Here is an 18,463-nt window from a genome sequence, read left to right on the forward strand (position 1 = left end):
CGGATCATCGGCTGCCGGGCTCGCGTCGTCGAGGCACGATCAGGTGCGGCTCGGCTCAGCCGATCTCGCTCGTCCGGGTGTACATGTGGAGGACGGGGACGTGGAGCTCGTCGCGCGCACGCGAGGCCCAGTCGCGGCGGAAGGTGTCCTCCAGCGCGTGCGGGTACGTCACGACGATGATCTCGCGGACGCCCCCGACGGCGACGGCGTTGCGCAAGGCCGGCAGCGGGTCATCCTCGACGACGACACCCGAGGCCGCGCACCCGACCGTCTGGAACTCGGCGATGCTCAGCGCCAGCTGTTCGCTCGCCTCGGCACGGGCGTCCCGCTCGGTCGGCTCGCCCGCCGTCGCGTCGTCCCACGCCTGCTTGAACTGTCCGGACGCGAGGTGGTTGAACAGCGAGCCCAAGAGGCTGCGTTCAGTGTCGGCAGGTACGAGCACACGGTAGTCGAGCTCTTCGCCCGGGTGCAGTCCGACGATGTGCTGCACGTCGAAGTCGTCGAGAGTGTCTTCGGTCAGGACAAGGATGGTCTCGGTCACATCGTTCACACTACCGGCGCGGGCGTAGTTTGTCGGATGACCCACCGTGCGAGGAGGACGCCGTCTGCGTGGAGCAGGTGGCCGAGGCGGGCCTGGGGGCGACCGGTGAACCCGTCCGCGTTCACGACGGGCCGTGCTGCGTCGCCTCCGAGGACGTGCGGGCTCGTCGTCAGGCAGAGGTCGTCGACGAGGTCGGCCTCGAGCATGCTTCCGAGGAGCGTAGGACCGCCCTCGCAGAGCACTCGGGTGAAGCCTCGCTCGGCGAGGCCCTCGAGTGCTGCGCCGAGGTCGACCTGGTCGTCTCCGCACACGACGACCCGGTCCGCTGGGACGGTCGTAGGCAGCCTCGTGCGCCCGAGCTCGGACGTGACGACGTACGGGTGCTCGTCGGAGCCGGTGCCGGTCATCGACTCGGGCAGGTGCCCGCCGCGCGTGACGACGGCAGTCGGCAGGCGGGGCGACCGGCCGGCCGCGGCGCGTGCACCGGCCAGCCCGCGCGGCACAGTCAGCGGCGGGTATCCCTCGGCCCGTGCAGTACCTGCACCGACGAGGACGATGTCCGACAGGGCCCGCAGCACGCGAAAGACCCGGTAGTCGGCCTGGCTGTTGATCGACCCGGAGCGTTCGTCCGCACCCCAGGACGCACCGTCGATCGTCGAGATCATCGATGCTCGGACGAACGCGCTCCGTCCTGTCGGCGCGGGCGGGTGCGCGTACAGGGCGCACAGGGTTGGCTCGTCCGGTGCGTGTGGCAGCCGAGAGCCGGTCGGCGCACCGGCCAGGTCGCTGGACGAGAAGAGCACGTCGACATCTGGGAACGTGCCTGCTGTCATGGGGCAGGCACCGCAGCGACCGCGTCGCGGACCTGGCGCTGGACCCGTCCGAGCATCGACGACATCCCGGCCAGGCGCAGCGGGCTGATGAGACCGCCGAAGCCGAGCCGGACCGGGAGGTCGCTGGGCACAGCCAGTACAGCGCCAGCGTCAAGGTCGGCGAGACCTTCTGTGAGGATCCCGGCGAACCCTCGCGTCGTCGGCGCCTCGTCGGGGGCTGAGTAGTGGACCGTCACCGCGTGCGGGGCGACGGGCGCGACCTCAGCGGCGACGAACACGGGGGACTGGCACTCCTGGACGCGCTCCATGAGCGACGTGTCCGACGCATAGGGCTCGGGAACCTCGGCGACCGAGGCTCCCATCTCGACGAGCATCTCGAGCCGCTGAGCGGGCGCGAGCGCACGGAGCTCCTCGACGAGACCGGCCAGCGCGGCGGGCAGGTCGGCGGCGGGCTGAGACGAAGCAGACGTGGTGATCGACACAGCACCAGCCTAGAGGTTCGCCAGTAGGCTTGTCCGTCGTGACTGTCTCCCTGCCGCACCTGACCGACGTCCGCCCGAACGTCCCTGTCGAGCGGCTCCTGGCAGACCTCGTGCCGCCGCGCCACTTCGCGGCTGCCTCCTTCGGTTCCTATCGTGCCGATCCCGTCCACCCGAGCCAGCAGGCGACCGTCGACCGCCTCGTCGAGGTGGCTGCCGGGCTCTCGGCGTCGTCCACCGGGTGGCTCAAGCGGCTCGTCGGCGCGCGGTCGGGCTCTCAGGTCGCGATCTATCTCGACGGCGGCTTCGGCGTCGGCAAGACGCACCTGCTCGCCTCGCTCGCGCACGCGGTCGGTACCGAGGCGAGCGCCTACGGCACCTTCGTCGAGTACACCAACCTCGTCGGAGCGCTCGGGTTCGCCAAGACGGTCGAGGCGCTCTCGACGAAGCGGCTCGTGTGCATCGACGAGTTCGAGCTCGACGACCCGGGGGACACCGTCCTCATGTCTCGTCTCTTGCGCGAGCTCGCCGACCGCGGGATCTCGCTCGCCGCGACGTCCAACACGCTCCCGGACTCTCTTGGAGAGGGACGCTTCGCCGCCGATGACTTCCTCCGGGAGATCCAGGCGATGTCAGCACGCTTCGAGGTGCTGCGGGTCGACGGCGAGGACTACCGGCACCGCACTCTCGTCGCCGGAGCCTCGAGCGTCTCGGACTCGGCCGTGGCAGACGCGGTCCGTGGCCGTCCGGGTGCCCTGATCGACGACTTCGACGAGCTCCTGAGCCACCTCTCGCACGTCCACCCGAGCCGCTACGGTGCGTTGCTCGACACGGTGACGCTCCTCGGGCTCACCGGTGTGCACCCCGTGAGCGACCAGTCCGCGGCCCTGCGCCTCGTGGTCCTCGTCGACCGGCTCTACGACCGCGACGTGCCCGTGCTTCTCGGAGGCTCGGGCGAGGCAGACCTGTTCAGCGACGAGATGCGCGCAGGCGGCTACCGCAAGAAGTACTACCGGGCGCTGTCCCGGCTCGGGTCGCTCGCCGCAGACGGCCGGGAGCTGGTCGAGCAGGCCGTCTGAGCGCGGACGGCGCCTGGTGCGCTGGGACGGTCAGTCGACGACGACCCGGTGCCACACGTCAGCGTGGGCATCGATGTAGGCGATGTCGTGGAGGTAGAGGTCGGCGTGGCCGTCGGCGATGTGCCGGGCGAATCCTGCGTCCCCTGCGTCCGCGGCAGCCTGCATGAAGTCCACGAGGGACTGCAGCCGCGGCACGAGCATCGCGACCGTGGCGGCTCGCTGCTCCGCGGTGGCACCGTACGCGTCGAGCAGCTGCCGGGCGCGACTCGCCTGGTCGCTCGTGCTGCCGAACCCGTCCCCGTTCTCCGGTCGGGTCAAGGGCGCGAACCGGTAGAGCGCGTAGGCGAGGTCCCACGAACGAGGCCCGGGACGCACGGTGTCGAAGTCGATGATCGCGACCGCCTCGCCGTCGCGGAAGACGCAGTTGTAGGGCGCGAAGTCGCCGTGGCAGAGAACTTCTACGGGGTCGAGCGAGCCGAGCTGCCATCCCTCGAGGCCGCGAGGAAGGGCGCTCGTGGTGGCGTCGTGGAACCGGCGCAGGAGGCGCCCCGCCGAGACGAGCGCGGACTCGCTGCGGACCTGCGCAGACAACGGGTAGTTGCCCACCTCGCCGGGCACGTAGTCGAGGATCTCGCGTCCGTGCTCGTCGAGACCGAGCGCTCGCGGGGCTCCGTCGAAGCCGTCCTCGCGCAGGTGGTGCAGCAGCTCGTGCACGGCGGGCGTCCACGAGCGCACGGGCCGCCTGACGGTGTCACCGACGCGGCTGACACGCGTGACGCCGCCGCCCTCGAGGACCTCTTCGGTCGCGGGACAGGTCGAGGGCGGCGCGTTCGTCGGAGCTGCATCTGCGGTGGAGGGCACGGCGCAGTCTTTCACAGGGAGGGATCAGCTCTCGGCGAGCCGGAGGCGTTCGTGCTCGACGTCGAAGTCTGCCGCGGGCCAGCCGAGGTCGAGCCCCTCCAGGGCGTCGAGCAGCAGGCGGGAGACCGCCAGCCGTGCGTACCACTTGTGGTCGGCAGGGATGACGTGCCACGGGGCGACCTCGGTGCTCGTCTTGTCGAGGATCGCCTGGTAGGCCTCCTGGTACCGGGGCCACTCCAGGCGCTCGTCGATGTCGCCCGGGTTGAACTTCCAGTACTTGTCAGGGCGATCGAGGCGCTCGGTGAGGCGAGCCTTCTGCTCGTCGAGCGAGACGAACATGGCCACCTTGATGATGGTCGTGCCGGCGGCAGCGATCTCCGCCTCGAAGGCGTTGATCTCGTCGTACCTGCCCGACCACACGTCTTCGGGGACGAGATCGTGCACACGGACGATGAGCACGTCCTCGTAGTGCGAGCGGTCGAACACCCCGAGGTAGCCGGGCTCTGGCAGGGCGCGGCGGATCCGCCACAGGTAGTTCTGAGCGAGCTCTTCTTCGGTCGGCGCGCCGAAGGAGCGGTGCTGGACGCCTTGAGGGTCGACGAGCCCGACCACGTGGCGCACGATCCCGCCCTTGCCGGCGGTGTCCATGCCTTGCAGGACGAGGAGCACGGACCGTGAGCCGCCCGAGCGTCCTTCGGCGAACAGTCGTTCCTGGAGCTCGGAGAGCCGCTTTCCGTAGCTCGCGAGGGTGTCCTCGGCCTTCTTCTTGCCGTCCGACCATCCGGGCGTCGAGGCGCGGTCGAAGTCGTCGATGGAGAATCCTGGCCCGACCCGCAGCACCTCGGTCGGTGACGCGTCCCAGCCGTCGGGGCTCTTCACCTTCTTCGGGCTCGTCGTCTTCTTCGAGCTCGTGGACTTTTTCGTGTGCTTGGACTTCTTCGAGTGCTTGGACTTCGACATGCTGCCTCCGACGGTGATCGAGATGGATGCGGGTCGAGCGTGCGTACGGTGCGGTCTAGCTCGCGCCTCGGACGACTGCCACCGTGCGGGGCGGCAGGTGCAGGCGTGGCGGGGAATCGAGGTGCGCGTCGAGCCGTGCACCGTTCCACCCGGCGAGGAGCACCGAGCCGGTCGTCACGGGCACGACCGAGGTGTCGTGCCCGCGGTTGAGCAGCACGCGGACCCCACCACGGAGCACCTCGAGGACGGGGGAGTCGTCGTCTCCGTCGACCTGGGTCGCATCGAGCCGTCCCGATGCGATGTCGGGCTCGGATCGACGAAGGTCGATGAGTGTGCGGTACCAGGCGAGCAGGCGAGCGTGCTCGCCCCGGTCCAGCTCGTCCCAGTCCAGGACGCTCGCATCCCTGGTGGCTGGGTCCTGCGGGTCGGGGACGACGAAACCGTCCCCGTACATCTCGCTCCACCCGTGACCCGAGAACTCGCGGGCGCGTCCTTCGCTCACGGCTCGGGCGAGGTCCGCGTCGGTGAAGTCGGCGAAGAATCGCCAGTCGGTCGACGCACCCCACTCCTCACCCATGAAGATCATCGGGGTGAACGGCGACGTGAGGACGAGGGCTGCAGCCATCGCCAGCCCGCCGGCGTCGAGGGTGTCCGACGGGCGGTCGCCGCGCGCACGGTTGCCTACCTGGTCGTGGTCCGACGCGAACGCGACGAAGCGGTGCCCGTCGGTGTCGCGCGGCACAGGGTGCCCCCAGGCCTTCCCGCGGAACGTCGAGTGGTCGCCGTCGTGGACGAACGCTCCCACGAGGGCCTTGCGCAGGACGGCGACGGGTCCGAAGTCGACGTAGTAGCCGTGCCGCTCACCTGTGAGCAGCGCGTGCACCGCGTGGTGCACGTCGTCGGCCCACTGGGCGGTCATGCCGCGTCCGCCGGCAGCCGTCGGCGTGACGGTGCGCGGATCGTTCTCGTCCGACTCCGCGACGAGGCTCAGCGGACGCCCCAGCTCGTGGGAGAGGGCCTCGACCGCGTCGGAGAGCTCGGCGAGGATGTGCGGCGTCGAGTCGTCGACGAGAGCGTGCACGGCATCGAGGCGGAGCGCGTCGACGTGGAAGTCCCGCATCCACCGTAGGGCGTTGTCGATGATCCAGCGGCGGACCTCCGACGATCCCGCTCCGTCGAGGTTGATGCCCTGGCCCCACGGCGTGTGGTGGTCGTCGCTGAAGTACGGCCCGAACGTCGAGGTGTAGTTCCCCGTCGGTCCGAGGTGGTTGTAGACGACGTCGAGCACCACGCCGAGCCCGTGGCCGTGCGCCGCGTCGACGAAGCGCTGGAACGCGGCCGGGCCTCCGTACGGTTCGTGGACCGCGAAGAGGTCCACACCGTCATAGCCCCAGCCGTGGCGGCCGTCGAACGCGGCGACAGGCATGACCTCGACGAGGTCCACCCCGAGGTCGGCGAGGTACCCCAGCCGGGCGATCGCGGAGTCGAACGTCCCCTCGGCGGTGAACGTGCCCACGTGCAGCTCGTAGACGACCGAACCCAGGACGCTCACCCCAGGCCATGCGTCGTCGTCCCAGTCGTGCACCGTGGCGTCAAAACGCTGGCTCGGACCGTGGACACCGAACGGTTGGCGCGGGCTACGAGGATCTGGTCGTGCCGGTCCGCCGTCGATGCTGAAGGCGTACAGAGCATCGTCGGCGAGGGGCTCTGCGCGCGCGGTCGGCACCGACCACCAGCCGTCTCCGAGCGCGACGTCGCGGGCCATCTCGACCCGGTCCTCCACCGTGTCCGTGCGGGGTACGTCCTCGGCACCTCCAGCGGGTGGGAGCACGAGCTCGACGCGGTCCGCGCGAGGTGCCCAGACACCGAGGGCAGCCGTGACGGCCGCGCGCGTACCCGAGAGGTTCTCGGCAGCAGTCATGACTCGGTCTCCGGGATGAGGAGGGCGACAGGGTAGGTCTCGAGCAGCGGGGCGATCTGCTGGTGACCGCCGTCGAGCACACGGTCGGTGAGCACGTCCCGCCATCGTCCCTCAGGCAGCGTCACCGTGTGCTCCCGCCAGCCGCCGAGCCGCTGCAGGCTCCCGGCACCCCGCGTCGCGAGCGTGACGACCCGTGGGCCGTCCCCCTCGGTCCGCGCGAACGTCAGGACGCATCCGGACGAGGCTGCGAGCGGCCGGTACCCGGCGTCCGGACCGATGAACGCCCCGGGGTAGGAGCGGCGGACCCGCAAGGCCGCAGCGGTGACGAGCAGCTTCTCCTCGGAGAGGTCCCGAGGGTTGCTCCCGGCATCGAGACGCCCGAGCCGCTCGACGAGGTCGTCGGCGTCGATCGGCTGACGGTTGTCAGGATCGACCAGCGTCGGGCGGAACAGCTCCGTGCCCTGGTAGACGTCCGCCACCCCGGGCATCGTCAGCTGGACGAGCTTGATCCCGAGGCTCGCCGCCCGGACAGCGCTCGCGGTGCGCTCGGTCCACGCGTCGAAGAGCCCGACGACCACAGGGTCCTCGAGCGCACGACGCGCAAGGTTCATGACCGCGTCCTCGTACGCCTCGACGGGCTCGGTCCACGTCGTCCACGTCTTCGCCTCACGGACCGCCTTGAGCAGGTACGTCGTCAGGCGCTCGGCCGTGATTGGTCCGTCGAGGCCCCACGTGCCCGCGATCGTCTGCCACACGAGATACTCGGTCCGCCCGTCGAGCAACCTGCTCCGCGACGGAGCCGTGTGCGCCTGGAGGGCGTCGACGAGCGCCGCCCACTCCTCGGCGAACTCGGACAAGACGCCGAGCCGGGCCCGTGTGTCTTCGTTGCGCTTGGTGTCGTGGGTCGAGCCGGTCGTCTGTGCGAGTGGTGTCTGGGTCGCAAAGCGTTCTGCGAACGCGTGCCAGTCGTCGGTGCTCACCGCGAAGCGTGCAGGCTCGCCACCGACCTCGCAGAGGGACGTCAGGTGCATCCAGCGGTAGAACGCCGTGTCCTCGACGCCCTTGGCCATGACGGCACCGCACACCTGCTGGAAACGGATGACGAGCTCGTCGCGTCGTGTCTCGCGTCGACGACCGGCCGAACCGGTCTCCTTGCCCAGGAGCAGGTCGACGAGCATGTCGAGCGTCTCCTGGCGCACGGCGTCGACGTGGGCCCGAGCGACAGCCGCAGCCGCTTCCATGGCCTGCACGGACTCCCGGCGCGTGTCCGCACCAGGGACCACGTAGGCGCGGTACCGGTCGAACGCGACGAGGAGCTCGACGAAGCACTCGTTGAGCGCGCGCCAGGTGTGGTCGCGCAGACGAGGGTCGTCGCGGCAGATGGCGGCCGCCAGGTCGGTCAGACGGTGGACCTCGGCGTACAGAGGGCCGTGGACGATCTCTCGCTTCGAGGTCTCCACGACCTCGGGCAGGTCGTCGCCCTCGTCGCCGGTGATCCGGTGCATGAGGCTGGCCAGCCGAGACTCGCCCGTCGGTTCGACGAACGTGGACTGGAGCCGCCACAACCCTTCGTAGCCGGTGGTCCCGACGGTCTCCCAGTCGCGCGGGACCTCCTCCTCGCCCGCGAGGATCTTCTCGACGGACACCCACGCGCCGCCCGACTTCTCTGCGAGACGGCTGAGGTACCCCGACGGGTCGGCGAGCCCGTCCGGGTGATCGATGCGCAGCCCGTCGACGATGCCCTCGTCGAGCAGCTCGAGGATCAGTGCGTGCGTCTCGTCGAAGACCTCAGGGTCCTCGACCCGGATCGCTGCCAGGGTGCCCACGTCGAAGAACCGTCGGTAGTTGAGCTCCTCGTCACCGACCCGCCAGTGGGCGATCCGGTAGAACTGGCGGTCGACGAGCTCCGCGAGGGGGAGCGACTCCGTCCCCTTCCGCACGGGGAACACGTGGTCGAAGTACCGCAGGACGGTCTGCTCGCCGTCGCACCCAGGGATCTCCTCGACCTCGACCGTCAGGTCGCCGGACGCGAGCACGTCGCCGATGCGACCGCCGAGCACGGGCATGAGGAGCGCACCCTCGCCGCCCGACCAGTCGACGTCGAACCACCGCGCGAACCGTGACTCCGGCCCTTCGGAGAGTACCGACCACAGCGCGGCGTTGTGCCACGCGGGGGTCGGGACCGCCATGTGGTTGGGGACGATGTCCAGCACGAGGCCGAGGCCGGCCTCGTGCGCGACGGCGGCGAGCCGGTCGAGACCGGCCCGCCCACCGAGCACGTCGCTCACCCGCAGGTGGTCCACGACGTCGTAGCCGTGCGTAGACCCTGGCGCCGCCGCGAGGATCGGTGACAGGTACAGGTGCGTCACTCCTAGTGACGCGTAGTACCCCGTCCGCGCAGCGACGTCGTCGAACGTCAGGTCCGCACCCAGCTGCAGGCGATACGTCGAGACGGGCACCACCTTGCCCGGCGACGGAGCGCGACGGCTGGACACCCGCTCGCCCTGGGTCGTCGTCTCGGGCTGTCCAGGTGTCTGCGGGTCTGACATCGAAGCTCCTTCGGGTACGGGTGCCGCTACTCGCCGAGCGGCGGCCGCGTCAAGAAGACCACGCTCCGCCCCGTGACGCATATCGTGGCACCCGCCTCGACGGTCGTGGCGCTCGTCACCGGCAGATCCACAGGTGTGGTCGTCGAGATGAGCGGTGAAGCGTCCAACGGCGGGGTCGCTGTGTCGAACACTATCGTCCACTCAGCACCGAAGCTCGCGTCGGGGATCGTGAACTCCAGCTCGTCGTGGTGGGCGTTGAAGAGCATGAGGAAGCTGTCGTCGGTGATGGTCTCGCCACGTGGTCCAGGCTCGCCGATCGCCTCACCGTTGATGAACACCGCGACCGAGCGGGCGAAGCCCTCGTTCCACGCGCCGTCCTGCATGTGCTCGCCGTCGACGTTCAGCCACGCGATGTCACCCAGAGACGTGTCCGTCCAGTCGTGGTCGCCGTTGAAGAACCGACGACGGCGGAGCACGGGGTGGCGCAGCCGCAGGTGCACGAGCTGTTGGGTGAAGCGCAGCAGGTCCTGCTTCTCGCTGTCGAGGTCCCAGTCCATCCAGGCGAGCTCGTTGTCCTGGCAGTAGACGTTGTTGTTGCCCTTCTGGGTGCGTCCGATCTCGTCGCCGTGGGCGATCATCGGTACGCCCTGAGAGAGGAGGAGCGTCGCCAGGATGTTGCGCTGCTGGCGGCGGCGCAGGCTGCTGATCTCGGGGTCGTCTGTCGGCCCCTCGACGCCGCAGTTCCACGAGCTGTTGTGGCTCTCGCCGTCGTTGTTGCCCTCGCCGTTCGCATCGTTGTGCTTGTCGTTGTAGGACACGAGGTCGGTCAGGGTGAATCCGTCGTGGGCGATGACGAAGTTGATCGACGAGATGGGCTTGCGGCCCGTGTGCTCGTAGAGGTCGGAGGAACCGGAGAGCCTGCTCGCGAACTCGGCGAGCGTCGCCGACTCACCGCGCCAGAAGTCGCGCACGGTGTCGCGGTACTTGCCGTTCCACTCGCTCCACATCGACGGGAAGCCGCCGACCTGGTACCCGCCGTCGCCGAGGTCCCACGGCTCGGCGATGAGCTTGACCTGGCTCACCACAGGGTCCTGGTGGACGAGGTCGAAGAACGCGGAGAGGCGGTCCACCTCGTGGAACTGGCGCGCGAGCGTGGACGCGAGGTCGAAGCGGAACCCGTCGACGTGCATCTCGGTCACCCAGTAGCGCAACGAGTCCATGATGAGCTGGAGCACGTGCGGGTGACGCATGAGCAGCGAGTTGCCGGTACCTGTCGTGTCGAAGTAGTGCTCCTGCGCGTCGTCGACGAGACGGTAGTAGGCCGCGTTGTCGAGCCCGCGGAAGCTGATCGTCGGGCCCAGGTGGTTGCCCTCGGCCGTGTGGTTGTAGACGACGTCGAGGATGACCTCGATGTGGGCCTCGTGCAGAGCCTTGACCATCGCCTTGAACTCTTGGACCTGCTGCCCGGCAGACCCGGAGGAGGAGTAGCGGTTGTGCGGGGCGAAGAAGCCGATGGTGTTGTAGCCCCAGTAGTTCGAGAGGCCCTTCGCGACGAGGGTGGAGTCGTTGACGAACTGGTGCACGGGCATGAGCTCGACGGCCGTGATCCCGAGCTCGACCAGGTGGCTGATCACCGCCGGGTGGGCCATGCCTGCGTAGGTGCCGCGCAGCTCCTCAGGCACGTCCGGGTGCTGCTGGGTCATGCCGCGCACGTGCGCCTCGTAGATGACGCTCTCGTGGTACTCGTGGTTCGGCGGCCGGTCGTGGCCCCAGTCGAAGAAGGGGTTGACGACGACCGACTTCATCGTGTGGGCGGCGGAGTCGTCGTCGTTGCGCTTCTCAGGTTCGCCGAACGTGTACGAGAAGAGGCTCTGGTCGCCGTCGACCTGACCGTCGATCGCCTTGGCGTACGGGTCGAGGAGAAGCTTCGAGGGGTTGCACCGTTGACCGTTCTCGGGGCTGTACGGCCCGTGCACCCGGTAGCCGTACCGCTGGCCGTGCTGGATCGAGGGAAGGTAGGCGTGCCAGACGAAGGAGTCCACCTCCGTCAGCTCGATCCGGGTCTCCGTCCCGTCGATCTCGAAGAGGCAGAGCTCGATGCGCTCCGCCACCTCCGAGAAGATCGCGAAGTTGGTGCCGGTGCCGTCGAAGGTCGCACCGAGGGGGTAGGGATGTCCAGGCCAGATCTGCATGCGAAAAGACTGCACTACGAATCGACCTCCGTCATGCCAAAAGGCGTTCTAGGCGCACATCGGAGGTCAGATCGTGCCCACGAGCGCCGTTTCCGGCTCTATGACCTTCACCACTGGCGGAGACGTGCACCGTCTCAGCACACTCATCTGTGGCGCAAAGCGTCGGAGTTTGGTGGGATGAAGCATGGCCACGAAACGATCAGACCCGGGCAGCCCCGCACGCCGACCGAACGCGACGCCGGTCCCTGTCGAGCGTGACGCGCGGTACTACGACGAGGACAGGCCCGGTATGGGCGACGTGCTCACCGGTGGTGACGCCACCCGTGCTCCCAAGTCGTTGCGGGAGTCCGAGCGGCGCGCCAAGGACGGCGCGATCCTCGCCGGGGACGACTGGGACAACCCCGAAGAGATCTAGACCGGCGACCTGCCGACCTCCTGGGCCTCGGCGCTCAGGTCGCACACAGGGACGTCCTCGTTCATGCTGGCACGAGTCGCTCAGACAGACTCGTCCCCACGAACACTGGAGCCCCCGATGCCGCTCGAGGACTGGAACCAGACGCTCACAGCAGGCCCGCTGCTCGCGATCGCCGGCGGGGCCATACTCCTGCTGCTCGTCCTCATCATCAAGCTGCGGCTGCACGCGTTCCTCGCGCTCATCCTCGTCTCCCTGCTCACCGCTTTCGCCGCCGGGGTGCCCCCCGAATCGGTCGTCGAGGTCCTCACGAGCGGGTTCGGCACGACGCTCGGCTCGGTCGCTCTGCTCGTCGGCCTCGGAGCGATGCTCGGCCGGATGGTCGAGACCTCAGGCGGAGCCAAGGTCATGGCCGACACGCTCGTGGCGAGGTTCGGCGAAGAGCGCGCACCGCTCGCCCTCGGGATCGCGTCTCTGATCTTCGGTTTCCCGATCTTCTTCGACGCAGGCCTCGTCGTCATGCTCCCCATCGTCTTCGCGGTCGCCCGCAGGCTGGGCGGCTCCGTGCTCACGTACGGGTTGCCGACGGCTGGGGCGTTCTCCGTCATGCACATCTTCGTCCCGCCCCACCCTGGGCCGGTCGCTGCGTCCGAGCTCCTCGGAGCAGACACCGGCCTCGTGATCCTCCTCGGCCTCGTCGTGGCCGTCCCCACCTGGTACGTCTCGTCGTACCTCTACGGGACGTGGGCGGGGAAGAACTGGGTCCTGCCCGTGCCCGAGATCCTCGGCAAGCCAGACGACGAGGACTACCCGGACAACCCTCCAGGCATCGGCACCGTCGTGGCGATCCTCCTCCTGCCGCTCGTCCTCATCTTCGTCAACACGGGCCTCGACACCCTGCGCGGTGCCGGGGTGGTCGACGGCGAGGCGACCTGGTTCGCGCTAGCCCGGGCGATCGGCTCGACCCCGGTCGCGCTCCTCATCGCGACCCTCGTCGCGGCATGGGTCCTCGGTCACCGACGGGGCCGCGAGAAGACCGTGATCGAGAAGCTCCTCGACTCAGCACTCGGACCGGTCTGCTCCGTCATCCTCATCACCGGAGCCGGCGGGATGTTCGGCGCGGTGCTGCGTGCATCAGGCATCGGTGACGCGCTCGCAGACGTGCTGGGGGACCTGGGCCTGCCGGTCATCGTCGCGGGCTTCCTCATCGCCACGATCCTGCGCATCGCCCAAGGGTCCGCGACGGTCGCTCTCATCACCGCAGCAGGCCTCATCCAGCCCGCCGTCGCGGCAGGGAGCTACAACGGGCTCGAGACAGCTGCTGTCGTCGTCGCCGTGGCCGCGGGCTCGGTCATGGCCTCGCACGTCAACGACTCGGGGTTCTGGCTCGTCGGGCGGTTCTTCGGGATGGACGTCGCCACCACCCTCAAGACGTGGACGGTCATGGAGACCGTCATCGGGCTCATGGGCTTCGCCATCGCCTCGCTCGTCTTCGTCCTCGCCTGATCTCGTCGTCTGGTCTCGTCTTCACCCCGTCCGACCTGTCATGGACGACGCGTTCCTGCGGATAGGTCTGGTAAGACGGCACGCCCTTCGTGTCGTGCACCACGGTGAAGCGAGGACATCATGAGCACCCTGTCGACATGGAGCGCAGACCACGTCGTCCAGCCCGTCAACCCAGGGCTCCCGTACCTGCTGCTCTGGCTCGCGCTGCACCCGCACGCCGCGGCGCACGTCGTCCGCAGCCGGACCGTCCGACCTCACTAGTCAAGCCCCAGCAGGACCTCACCCAAGCCGGACGGCCACGACCGCGACCGACGGTCAGCCGTCGATCTCCTCAGAGCCGCCGGCCGGTGCGTCGCCGTGCGTCGCATCCTCAGGCCCGGTCCGCACGACGAGGACGGTCCGCTCCGCCTTGCGCAGCACCTCGCTGCTCACCGAGCCCATGAGGATGCCGCGGAAGGCACCGAGCCCACGCGATCCCACGACGATGAGCTGAGCATCACGCCCCGCCGCGATGAGCGCCCGGGCCGGGTCGTCGAGACGCACGTCCACAGTCACATCGAGACCAGGGTGATCCCCGGCGAGCGTCCGAGCGACCTCGGCCATGCCGTCGGTCGATGCGCGCTCGTCCGACGCCCCGCGGTCGCCGACCGACGCCTGCTCACCGTCCGCACGGCGGCCCGACTTCTTGGGACGCGCGTGCACGACGACGAGCGGCGCACCACGCAGCGACGCCTCGGCCGCAGCGAGCCGAGCAGCGAGCAAGGACGACGGCGACCCGTCGACACCGACCACCACAGGGGCAGGGGAGTCGGACGGTGCCCGGACGTCACGGACCACAGCGACAGGGGAGAGCGCATGCGCAGCGATGTGCGCGCCCGTCGATCCCAGACGACGCCGGCCGCTCCGGCCGCGCGCACCGATCACAAGGAGCGCCGCCCCACGACTGATGTCCCGCAGGACCGGGACCTCCGAGCCGTGGAGCAGCCTCGTGGACACCTCGACGTCCGGCCAGCGCTCGCGGACGCGCGGGAGAGTCTTCTCGAGGTAGGCGCGCGACTCGGCCTCGAACATCTCGTCCTCGAGGAGGGGATACCACCCGATCCGGTTGATGTCCCGCGTCCCAGGACACGCTCGGACGAGGATCGCGTCCGTGCCGCGCAGGACGGCCTCCGCCATGCCCCACTCGAGCGTCTGTGCGCTGTGCGGTGAACCGTCGAGTGCGATGACTACAGAACCGTGCTCTGTCATGAGGACCTCCGGAGCGGGTCGGACGCTGCCGTGCGTGCTGTCCTCTTCACCCTAGTCCCGATCGGGCATCCTTCGCAGAACGTCACAGACGGCCTGCGCGGGACTACACGGCCGCGAGGGCGGGCGCAGCAGAGTCGGTGCGGACAGCAGCGTCGGGACGCACCGCAGCGAGAGTGAGCCAGCCTCCCGACAGGTTCCGGGCATCGAGCCCGGCCGCGACGAGCACCCGGGTCGCGATGTGGGACCGGACCCCGCTCGCGCAGTGCACGCTGATGCCGCGCCCCGCCGCAGCGAGCCGGACCTCGTCCACACGCTCGCGCAGCTCGGTGTGCGGGATGTTCAGCGCACCCTCGAGGTGCCCCTGCTCGAACTCGTCCACCGAGCGCACGTCCAGCACGAGCGTCTCTTCCCCCACGGTGTCGAGCTCTGAGGCGTGCCACTGCGGCATCGTCCCGTCGAGCACGTTCTGTGCGACGAACCCGAGCATGTTCACCGGGTCCTTCGCCGAACCATACGGCGGCGCGTACGCCAGCTCGAGCTCAGCCAGGTCGTCTGCGGTCATCCCCGCGCGCAACGCCGTCGCCAGCACGTCGATCCGCTTGTCGACGCCCTCGCGCCCCACGCCCTGCGCCCCGAGAAGACGACCGTCCGGCGCGAACGACGCGACGAGGTGCACCTGCTCCGCCCCAGGGAAGTACCCGGCATGGTGCCCCGGGTGGATACGGACCACCTCGTGCTCGATCCCTGCCCGGGCGAGCGACGCCTGGCTCGCACCCGTCACCGCAGCAGTGAGCCCGAACACGCGCACGATCGCCGTGCCCAGGACCGGTGCCTGCGGGGTCGTGCGCCGACCCAGCATCGAGTCCGCTGCACGGCGACCTTGACGGTTCGCCGGGCCTGCCAGCGGCACAGGGCCCACCGCACCGGTGACAGCCACGAGGACCTCGACCGCGTCACCGACCGCCCAGACGTGCGGGTCGGACGTGCGCTGGTCGGAGTCGACCCGGATGGCGCCGCTGGGGCCGAGATCGAGACCTGCGTCGCGGGCCAGATCGCTCGCCGGACGCACACCGACGTTCACCACGACGACGTCGGCAGCCAGCACCGTGCCGTCGGCCAGCGTGACCGTTGCCGACCCGTCGTCGCCCGCGCCCGTGACGCTCGTCGCGGAGACCCCGAGGTGCAGCCCGACACCGTGCGCTCGCAGCTCGTCCGCGAGGAGCGGGGCCAGCTCGGCGTCGAGCGGCGGCAGGACGTGGTCGGCGAGCTCGACGAGGTCGACACGGAGGCCACGAGCGACGAGCGCCTCGACGGCTTCGAGCCCGATGAACCCGGCGCCGACGACGACGGCGCGTGGCTGCCTGTCGGAGGCTGCGCGTGCGAGGAGGTGGTCGACGCGGGCGTTGACGGCGTCGAGGTCAGGGATCGTGCGCAGCGAGTGGACGGCGGGGTGGTCCAGCCCGTCGATAGGGGGCTGGACCGCGACCGCGCCGGTGGACAGGAGCAGCGCGTCGTAGGAGAGGTCGTATGTGTCGCTGCCTGCTGAGACAGAGACGGTCTGTGCGGCGCGGTCGATCGAGGTCACGCGGCTCCCGGTGCGGACGTCGAGGGCGAGCGTGGCTGCCAGCGAACCGGTGGTGTGCAGCACGAGGGACTCCCGCTGCTCGATCTCTCCGGAGAGGTGGTAGGGCAGGCCGCAGTTGGCGAAGGAGACGTAGTCCGACTGCTCTAGCACCGTGATCTCGGCGGTCTCGTCCATGCGGCGGGCGCGGGCTGCTGCGCTCATGCCACCGGCGACACCTCCGACGATGACGATGCGAGGTGGGCGGCCTGTCTCGTGTGATGAAGTCATGGTCTGAGAATACCCCCCGGGGTATTGGGCCTATCGGGTCGGTCGCGTGGCGTTGGTCACACCAGGGCGTCGTCGACCGGCGAGGACCCCGGTCACGAGGGCACAGGTGCCTGCTCGAGCGACGGCGCGACGCGCACCCGCTGAGACCGTGACCCGGTCGCCCGCAGCGCCCAGAGGATGGAGAGCACGTCCACGCCCTCCTGGCACCAGGCACCCACCACCGCCGGCAGCACGCCGGACGCAGCGACGAGCATGAGCGCCACGCTCAGGCCGATGCCCACCCAGATGCTCTGGAGCGCGACGTTCACGGTCTCCCGACCGATCGTCAGCGTCGTGGCGACCAGGGAGACGTCGTCGCGCAGGATGACCACGTCCGCCGACTCGCTCGCCGCCGTGGACCCACGTGCCCCCATCGCGATCCCGACGTCAGCAGCAGCGAGCACGGGGGCGTCGTTGACGCCGTCGCCCACCATGACGACGGGCCGCTCGACGAGACCGACGACCGCCTCCACCTTCTGCGCCGGCAGGCAGTCGGCTCGGACGTCGTCGATGCCGAGCTCTGCGGCGACGTGCTCCGCGGTCGGGCGGGCGTCGCCCGTGAGCATGACGATGTGGCGGATGCCGTGGGACCGCAGGTCGTCGACGGTCGTGCGCGCGTCAGCCCGGACCTCGTCACGCAAGACGAGCGCGCCTGCGTACGTCCCCCCGGCAGCCACGTACACCGCGAGCTCGCCGGGCTCGAGAGCCGTGGGCGGCACGTCCTGGCCGGCCGCGGCAGCGACGAAAGCGCGCTTGCCGACGACGACCGTGCGCCCCTCGACCTGAGCGGTCACGCCGTTGGCTGTCGACTCTTCTGCCGATCCCGAGCCCGCCACGGTGAGACCGCGCGCGGTAGCACCGCCGAGGACCGCCTGCGCGAGGACGTGCGAGGAGAACTGCTCGGCGGACGCCGCGAGGCGCAGGACCTCGTCGCTCGAGAGACGACCCGCCGAGCGGACCTCCGTGAGCTCGGGCCGTCCGCTGGTGAGAGTCCCCGTCTTGTCGAACGCGACAGCCCGTGCACCGTGGAGCTTCTCCAGGGTCTCGCTGCTCTTGATGATCGCTCCTGCGTGCGCAGAGCGGCTCATGCCCGCCATGAAGGCGACCGGTGCGGCGATGATCAGCGGGCACGGTGTCGCCACGACCAGGACCTCGGCGAAGCGCACCGCGTCGCCCGAGACCCACCACGCAGCGCCCGCGACGAGAAAGGCGACCGCCGTGAACGGGACCGCGAACCGGTCCGCGAGACGCACCATCGGGGACCTGCTCGCGGCTGCGCCCTCGACGAGCGCGATGATCTGCTGGTACTGGCTGTCCCGTGCTGCACGGGTCACCTCGAGCGTGACTGCGGACGCTCCGTTGACGCCCCCGGAGAGCACCTCGTCGCCGGCGACGCGCTCTGCGGGGAGGCTCTCTCCGGTGAGCGAGGACTCGTCGAGCTCTGCGACGGCGGTGAGCAGCGTGCCGTCGACGGGGACGACCTCGCCGGCGCGCACGAGGACGCGGTCCAGCGGCCGGATCTCGTCGACCGGGACGTCCTCGGTCGTCCCGTCGGGGAGCAACCGGTGACCCACGCGAGGCGCGTTGCTCAGCAGCGCGGTGAGGTCGTGCTCGGCGCGGTGCGCCGCGTAGTCTTCGAGCGCCTCGCCGCCGGTGAGCATGAGCACGACGATCACCGCGGCCCACACCTCGCCGACCGCCACGGCGGCCACGATCGCTGTCACTGCGAGGACGTCGACACCGACGTTCCCGCGGAGAAGATCGCGCACCATCGACCACGCCGACCGGGCCGCGGCCACCGCAGCGAAGCCGCCGAGCAGCCACGGGGCGGACCACGACCACGCAGAGGCGGTCAGCACCCCTGCGAGGGCGGCGACGAGCACCGTCGTCAGGACCATCGGGTACCTGCGCGCGGTGCTCAGGAAGGCGTCCATGATCCTGGTCTACTCCCGGGACACGATGGTCCGCCAGCAAGGTGAGGCTGTCCGATC

Annotated in this window: 15 protein-coding genes; 4 read left to right on the forward strand and 11 right to left on the reverse strand. The window is 69.8% G+C overall.

All coding sequences use genetic code 11. The features are described from left to right. Positions 1–55: 55 nt before the first annotated feature. Genes ATL42_RS04120 through ATL42_RS04130 form a run of 3 tightly spaced genes read right to left on the reverse strand, consistent with a single transcriptional unit; the run spans position 56 to position 1,856 of the window. Positions 56–541 (reverse strand): hypothetical protein, encoded by a 486-nt coding sequence (locus ATL42_RS04120; protein WP_098456315.1) that lies wholly within the window; start codon positions 539–541, stop codon positions 56–58. Between the two features lie 5 nt (positions 542–546). Then, positions 547–1,374, reverse strand: a complete 828-nt coding sequence (locus tag ATL42_RS04125) for a dihydrofolate reductase family protein (RefSeq protein WP_098454268.1) — start codon at positions 1,372–1,374, stop codon at positions 547–549. Then, positions 1,371–1,856 (reverse strand): SufE family protein, encoded by a 486-nt coding sequence (locus ATL42_RS04130; RefSeq protein WP_245862090.1) that lies wholly within the window; start codon positions 1,854–1,856, stop codon positions 1,371–1,373. Before ATL42_RS04130 ends, ATL42_RS04125 begins: the two co-directional genes overlap by 4 nt. A gap of 38 nt (positions 1,857–1,894) precedes the next feature. Between ATL42_RS04130 and zapE the strand changes: the two genes are divergently transcribed. Beyond that, the gene (gene zapE, locus ATL42_RS04135) at positions 1,895–2,932 is read left to right on the forward strand and encodes a cell division protein ZapE (RefSeq protein ID WP_245862092.1); all 1,038 of its coding nucleotides are present in this window, start codon (positions 1,895–1,897) and stop codon (positions 2,930–2,932) included. 30 nt (positions 2,933–2,962) lie between these two features. Here zapE and ATL42_RS04140 read toward each other — a convergent pair whose 3' ends face one another. From ATL42_RS04140 to glgX, 5 genes are read right to left on the reverse strand one after another with little or no spacing between them, the layout of a single operon-like run. Then, positions 2,963–3,793, reverse strand: a complete 831-nt coding sequence (locus ATL42_RS04140; RefSeq protein ID WP_098456317.1) for a phosphotransferase enzyme family protein — start codon at positions 3,791–3,793, stop codon at positions 2,963–2,965. Positions 3,794–3,817: 24 nt separating this feature from the next. Continuing rightward, entirely contained in the window at positions 3,818–4,753 is a 936-nt protein-coding gene (locus tag ATL42_RS04145; RefSeq protein ID WP_098454270.1) for a polyphosphate kinase 2 family protein, read from the reverse strand. Positions 4,754–4,808: 55 nt separating this feature from the next. After that, positions 4,809–6,674, reverse strand: a complete 1,866-nt coding sequence (gene treZ, locus ATL42_RS04150) for a malto-oligosyltrehalose trehalohydrolase (protein WP_098454271.1) — start codon at positions 6,672–6,674, stop codon at positions 4,809–4,811. Continuing rightward, a complete protein-coding gene (treY, locus tag ATL42_RS04155) occupies positions 6,671–9,223 on the reverse strand; it encodes a malto-oligosyltrehalose synthase (protein WP_098454272.1) in 2,553 nt (850 codons plus the stop codon). Before treY ends, treZ begins: the two co-directional genes overlap by 4 nt. A 26-nt stretch (positions 9,224–9,249) precedes the next feature. Then, positions 9,250–11,415 (reverse strand): glycogen debranching protein GlgX, encoded by a 2,166-nt coding sequence (gene glgX, locus ATL42_RS04160; RefSeq protein ID WP_098454273.1) that lies wholly within the window; start codon positions 11,413–11,415, stop codon positions 9,250–9,252. A gap of 184 nt (positions 11,416–11,599) precedes the next feature. Here glgX and ATL42_RS16140 point away from each other — a divergent pair, with 184 nt between their 5' ends. The 3 genes from ATL42_RS16140 (at position 11,600) to ATL42_RS16355 (ending at position 13,594) form a co-directional block, all read left to right on the forward strand. After that, positions 11,600–11,830, forward strand: a complete 231-nt coding sequence (locus ATL42_RS16140; RefSeq protein WP_143556688.1) for a hypothetical protein — start codon at positions 11,600–11,602, stop codon at positions 11,828–11,830. Between the two features lie 117 nt (positions 11,831–11,947). Further along, a complete protein-coding gene (locus ATL42_RS04165) occupies positions 11,948–13,333 on the forward strand; it encodes a GntP family permease (protein ID WP_098454274.1) in 1,386 nt (461 codons plus the stop codon). Between the two features lie 120 nt (positions 13,334–13,453). Beyond that, the gene (locus tag ATL42_RS16355; RefSeq protein WP_169925331.1) at positions 13,454–13,594 is read left to right on the forward strand and encodes a hypothetical protein; all 141 of its coding nucleotides are present in this window, start codon (positions 13,454–13,456) and stop codon (positions 13,592–13,594) included. 54 nt (positions 13,595–13,648) lie between these two features. Here the strand turns inward: ATL42_RS16355 and ATL42_RS04170 are convergent, their stop codons facing one another. The 3 genes from ATL42_RS04170 to ATL42_RS04180 all read right to left on the reverse strand — a co-directional run bounded on the left by ATL42_RS04170 (position 13,649) and on the right by ATL42_RS04180 (position 18,406). After that, positions 13,649–14,581 (reverse strand): universal stress protein, encoded by a 933-nt coding sequence (locus ATL42_RS04170; RefSeq protein WP_098454275.1) that lies wholly within the window; start codon positions 14,579–14,581, stop codon positions 13,649–13,651. A 103-nt stretch (positions 14,582–14,684) separates the two neighbouring features. Next, complete coding sequence (locus tag ATL42_RS04175) at positions 14,685–16,433, reverse strand: FAD-dependent oxidoreductase (RefSeq protein ID WP_098454276.1); 1,749 nt, start codon at positions 16,431–16,433, stop codon at positions 14,685–14,687. 92 nt (positions 16,434–16,525) lie between these two features. Beyond that, positions 16,526–18,406, reverse strand: coding sequence for a heavy metal translocating P-type ATPase (locus tag ATL42_RS04180; protein WP_098454277.1), 1,881 nt, complete (start codon positions 18,404–18,406; stop codon positions 16,526–16,528). Positions 18,407–18,463 lie beyond the last annotated feature (57 nt).

This window comes from Sanguibacter antarcticus (genome assembly GCF_002564005.1).
Classification (GTDB): domain Bacteria; phylum Actinomycetota; class Actinomycetes; order Actinomycetales; family Cellulomonadaceae; genus Sanguibacter; species Sanguibacter antarcticus.

Bases quoted from the DNA above. Each gene is read 5' to 3' on its own strand.
- treY (WP_098454272.1), bottom strand. From the start codon at position 9,223: ATGTCAGACCCGCAGACACCTGGACAGCCCGAGACGACGACCCAGGGC.
- treZ (WP_098454271.1), bottom strand. From the start codon at position 6,674: ATGACTGCTGCCGAGAACCTCTCGGGTACGCGCGCGGCCGTCACGGCT.
- ATL42_RS04145 (WP_098454270.1), bottom strand. From the start codon at position 4,753: ATGTCGAAGTCCAAGCACTCGAAGAAGTCCAAGCACACGAAAAAGTCC.
- glgX (WP_098454273.1), bottom strand. From the start codon at position 11,415: ATGCAGATCTGGCCTGGACATCCCTACCCCCTCGGTGCGACCTTCGAC.
- ATL42_RS16140 (WP_143556688.1), top strand. From the start codon at position 11,600: ATGGCCACGAAACGATCAGACCCGGGCAGCCCCGCACGCCGACCGAAC.
- ATL42_RS16355 (WP_169925331.1), top strand. From the start codon at position 13,454: ATGAGCACCCTGTCGACATGGAGCGCAGACCACGTCGTCCAGCCCGTC.
- ATL42_RS04165 (WP_098454274.1), top strand. From the start codon at position 11,948: ATGCCGCTCGAGGACTGGAACCAGACGCTCACAGCAGGCCCGCTGCTC.
- ATL42_RS04175 (WP_098454276.1), bottom strand. From the start codon at position 16,433: ATGACTTCATCACACGAGACAGGCCGCCCACCTCGCATCGTCATCGTC.
- ATL42_RS04180 (WP_098454277.1), bottom strand. From the start codon at position 18,406: ATGGACGCCTTCCTGAGCACCGCGCGCAGGTACCCGATGGTCCTGACG.
- ATL42_RS04170 (WP_098454275.1), bottom strand. From the start codon at position 14,581: ATGACAGAGCACGGTTCTGTAGTCATCGCACTCGACGGTTCACCGCAC.
- ATL42_RS04125 (WP_098454268.1), bottom strand. From the start codon at position 1,374: ATGACAGCAGGCACGTTCCCAGATGTCGACGTGCTCTTCTCGTCCAGC.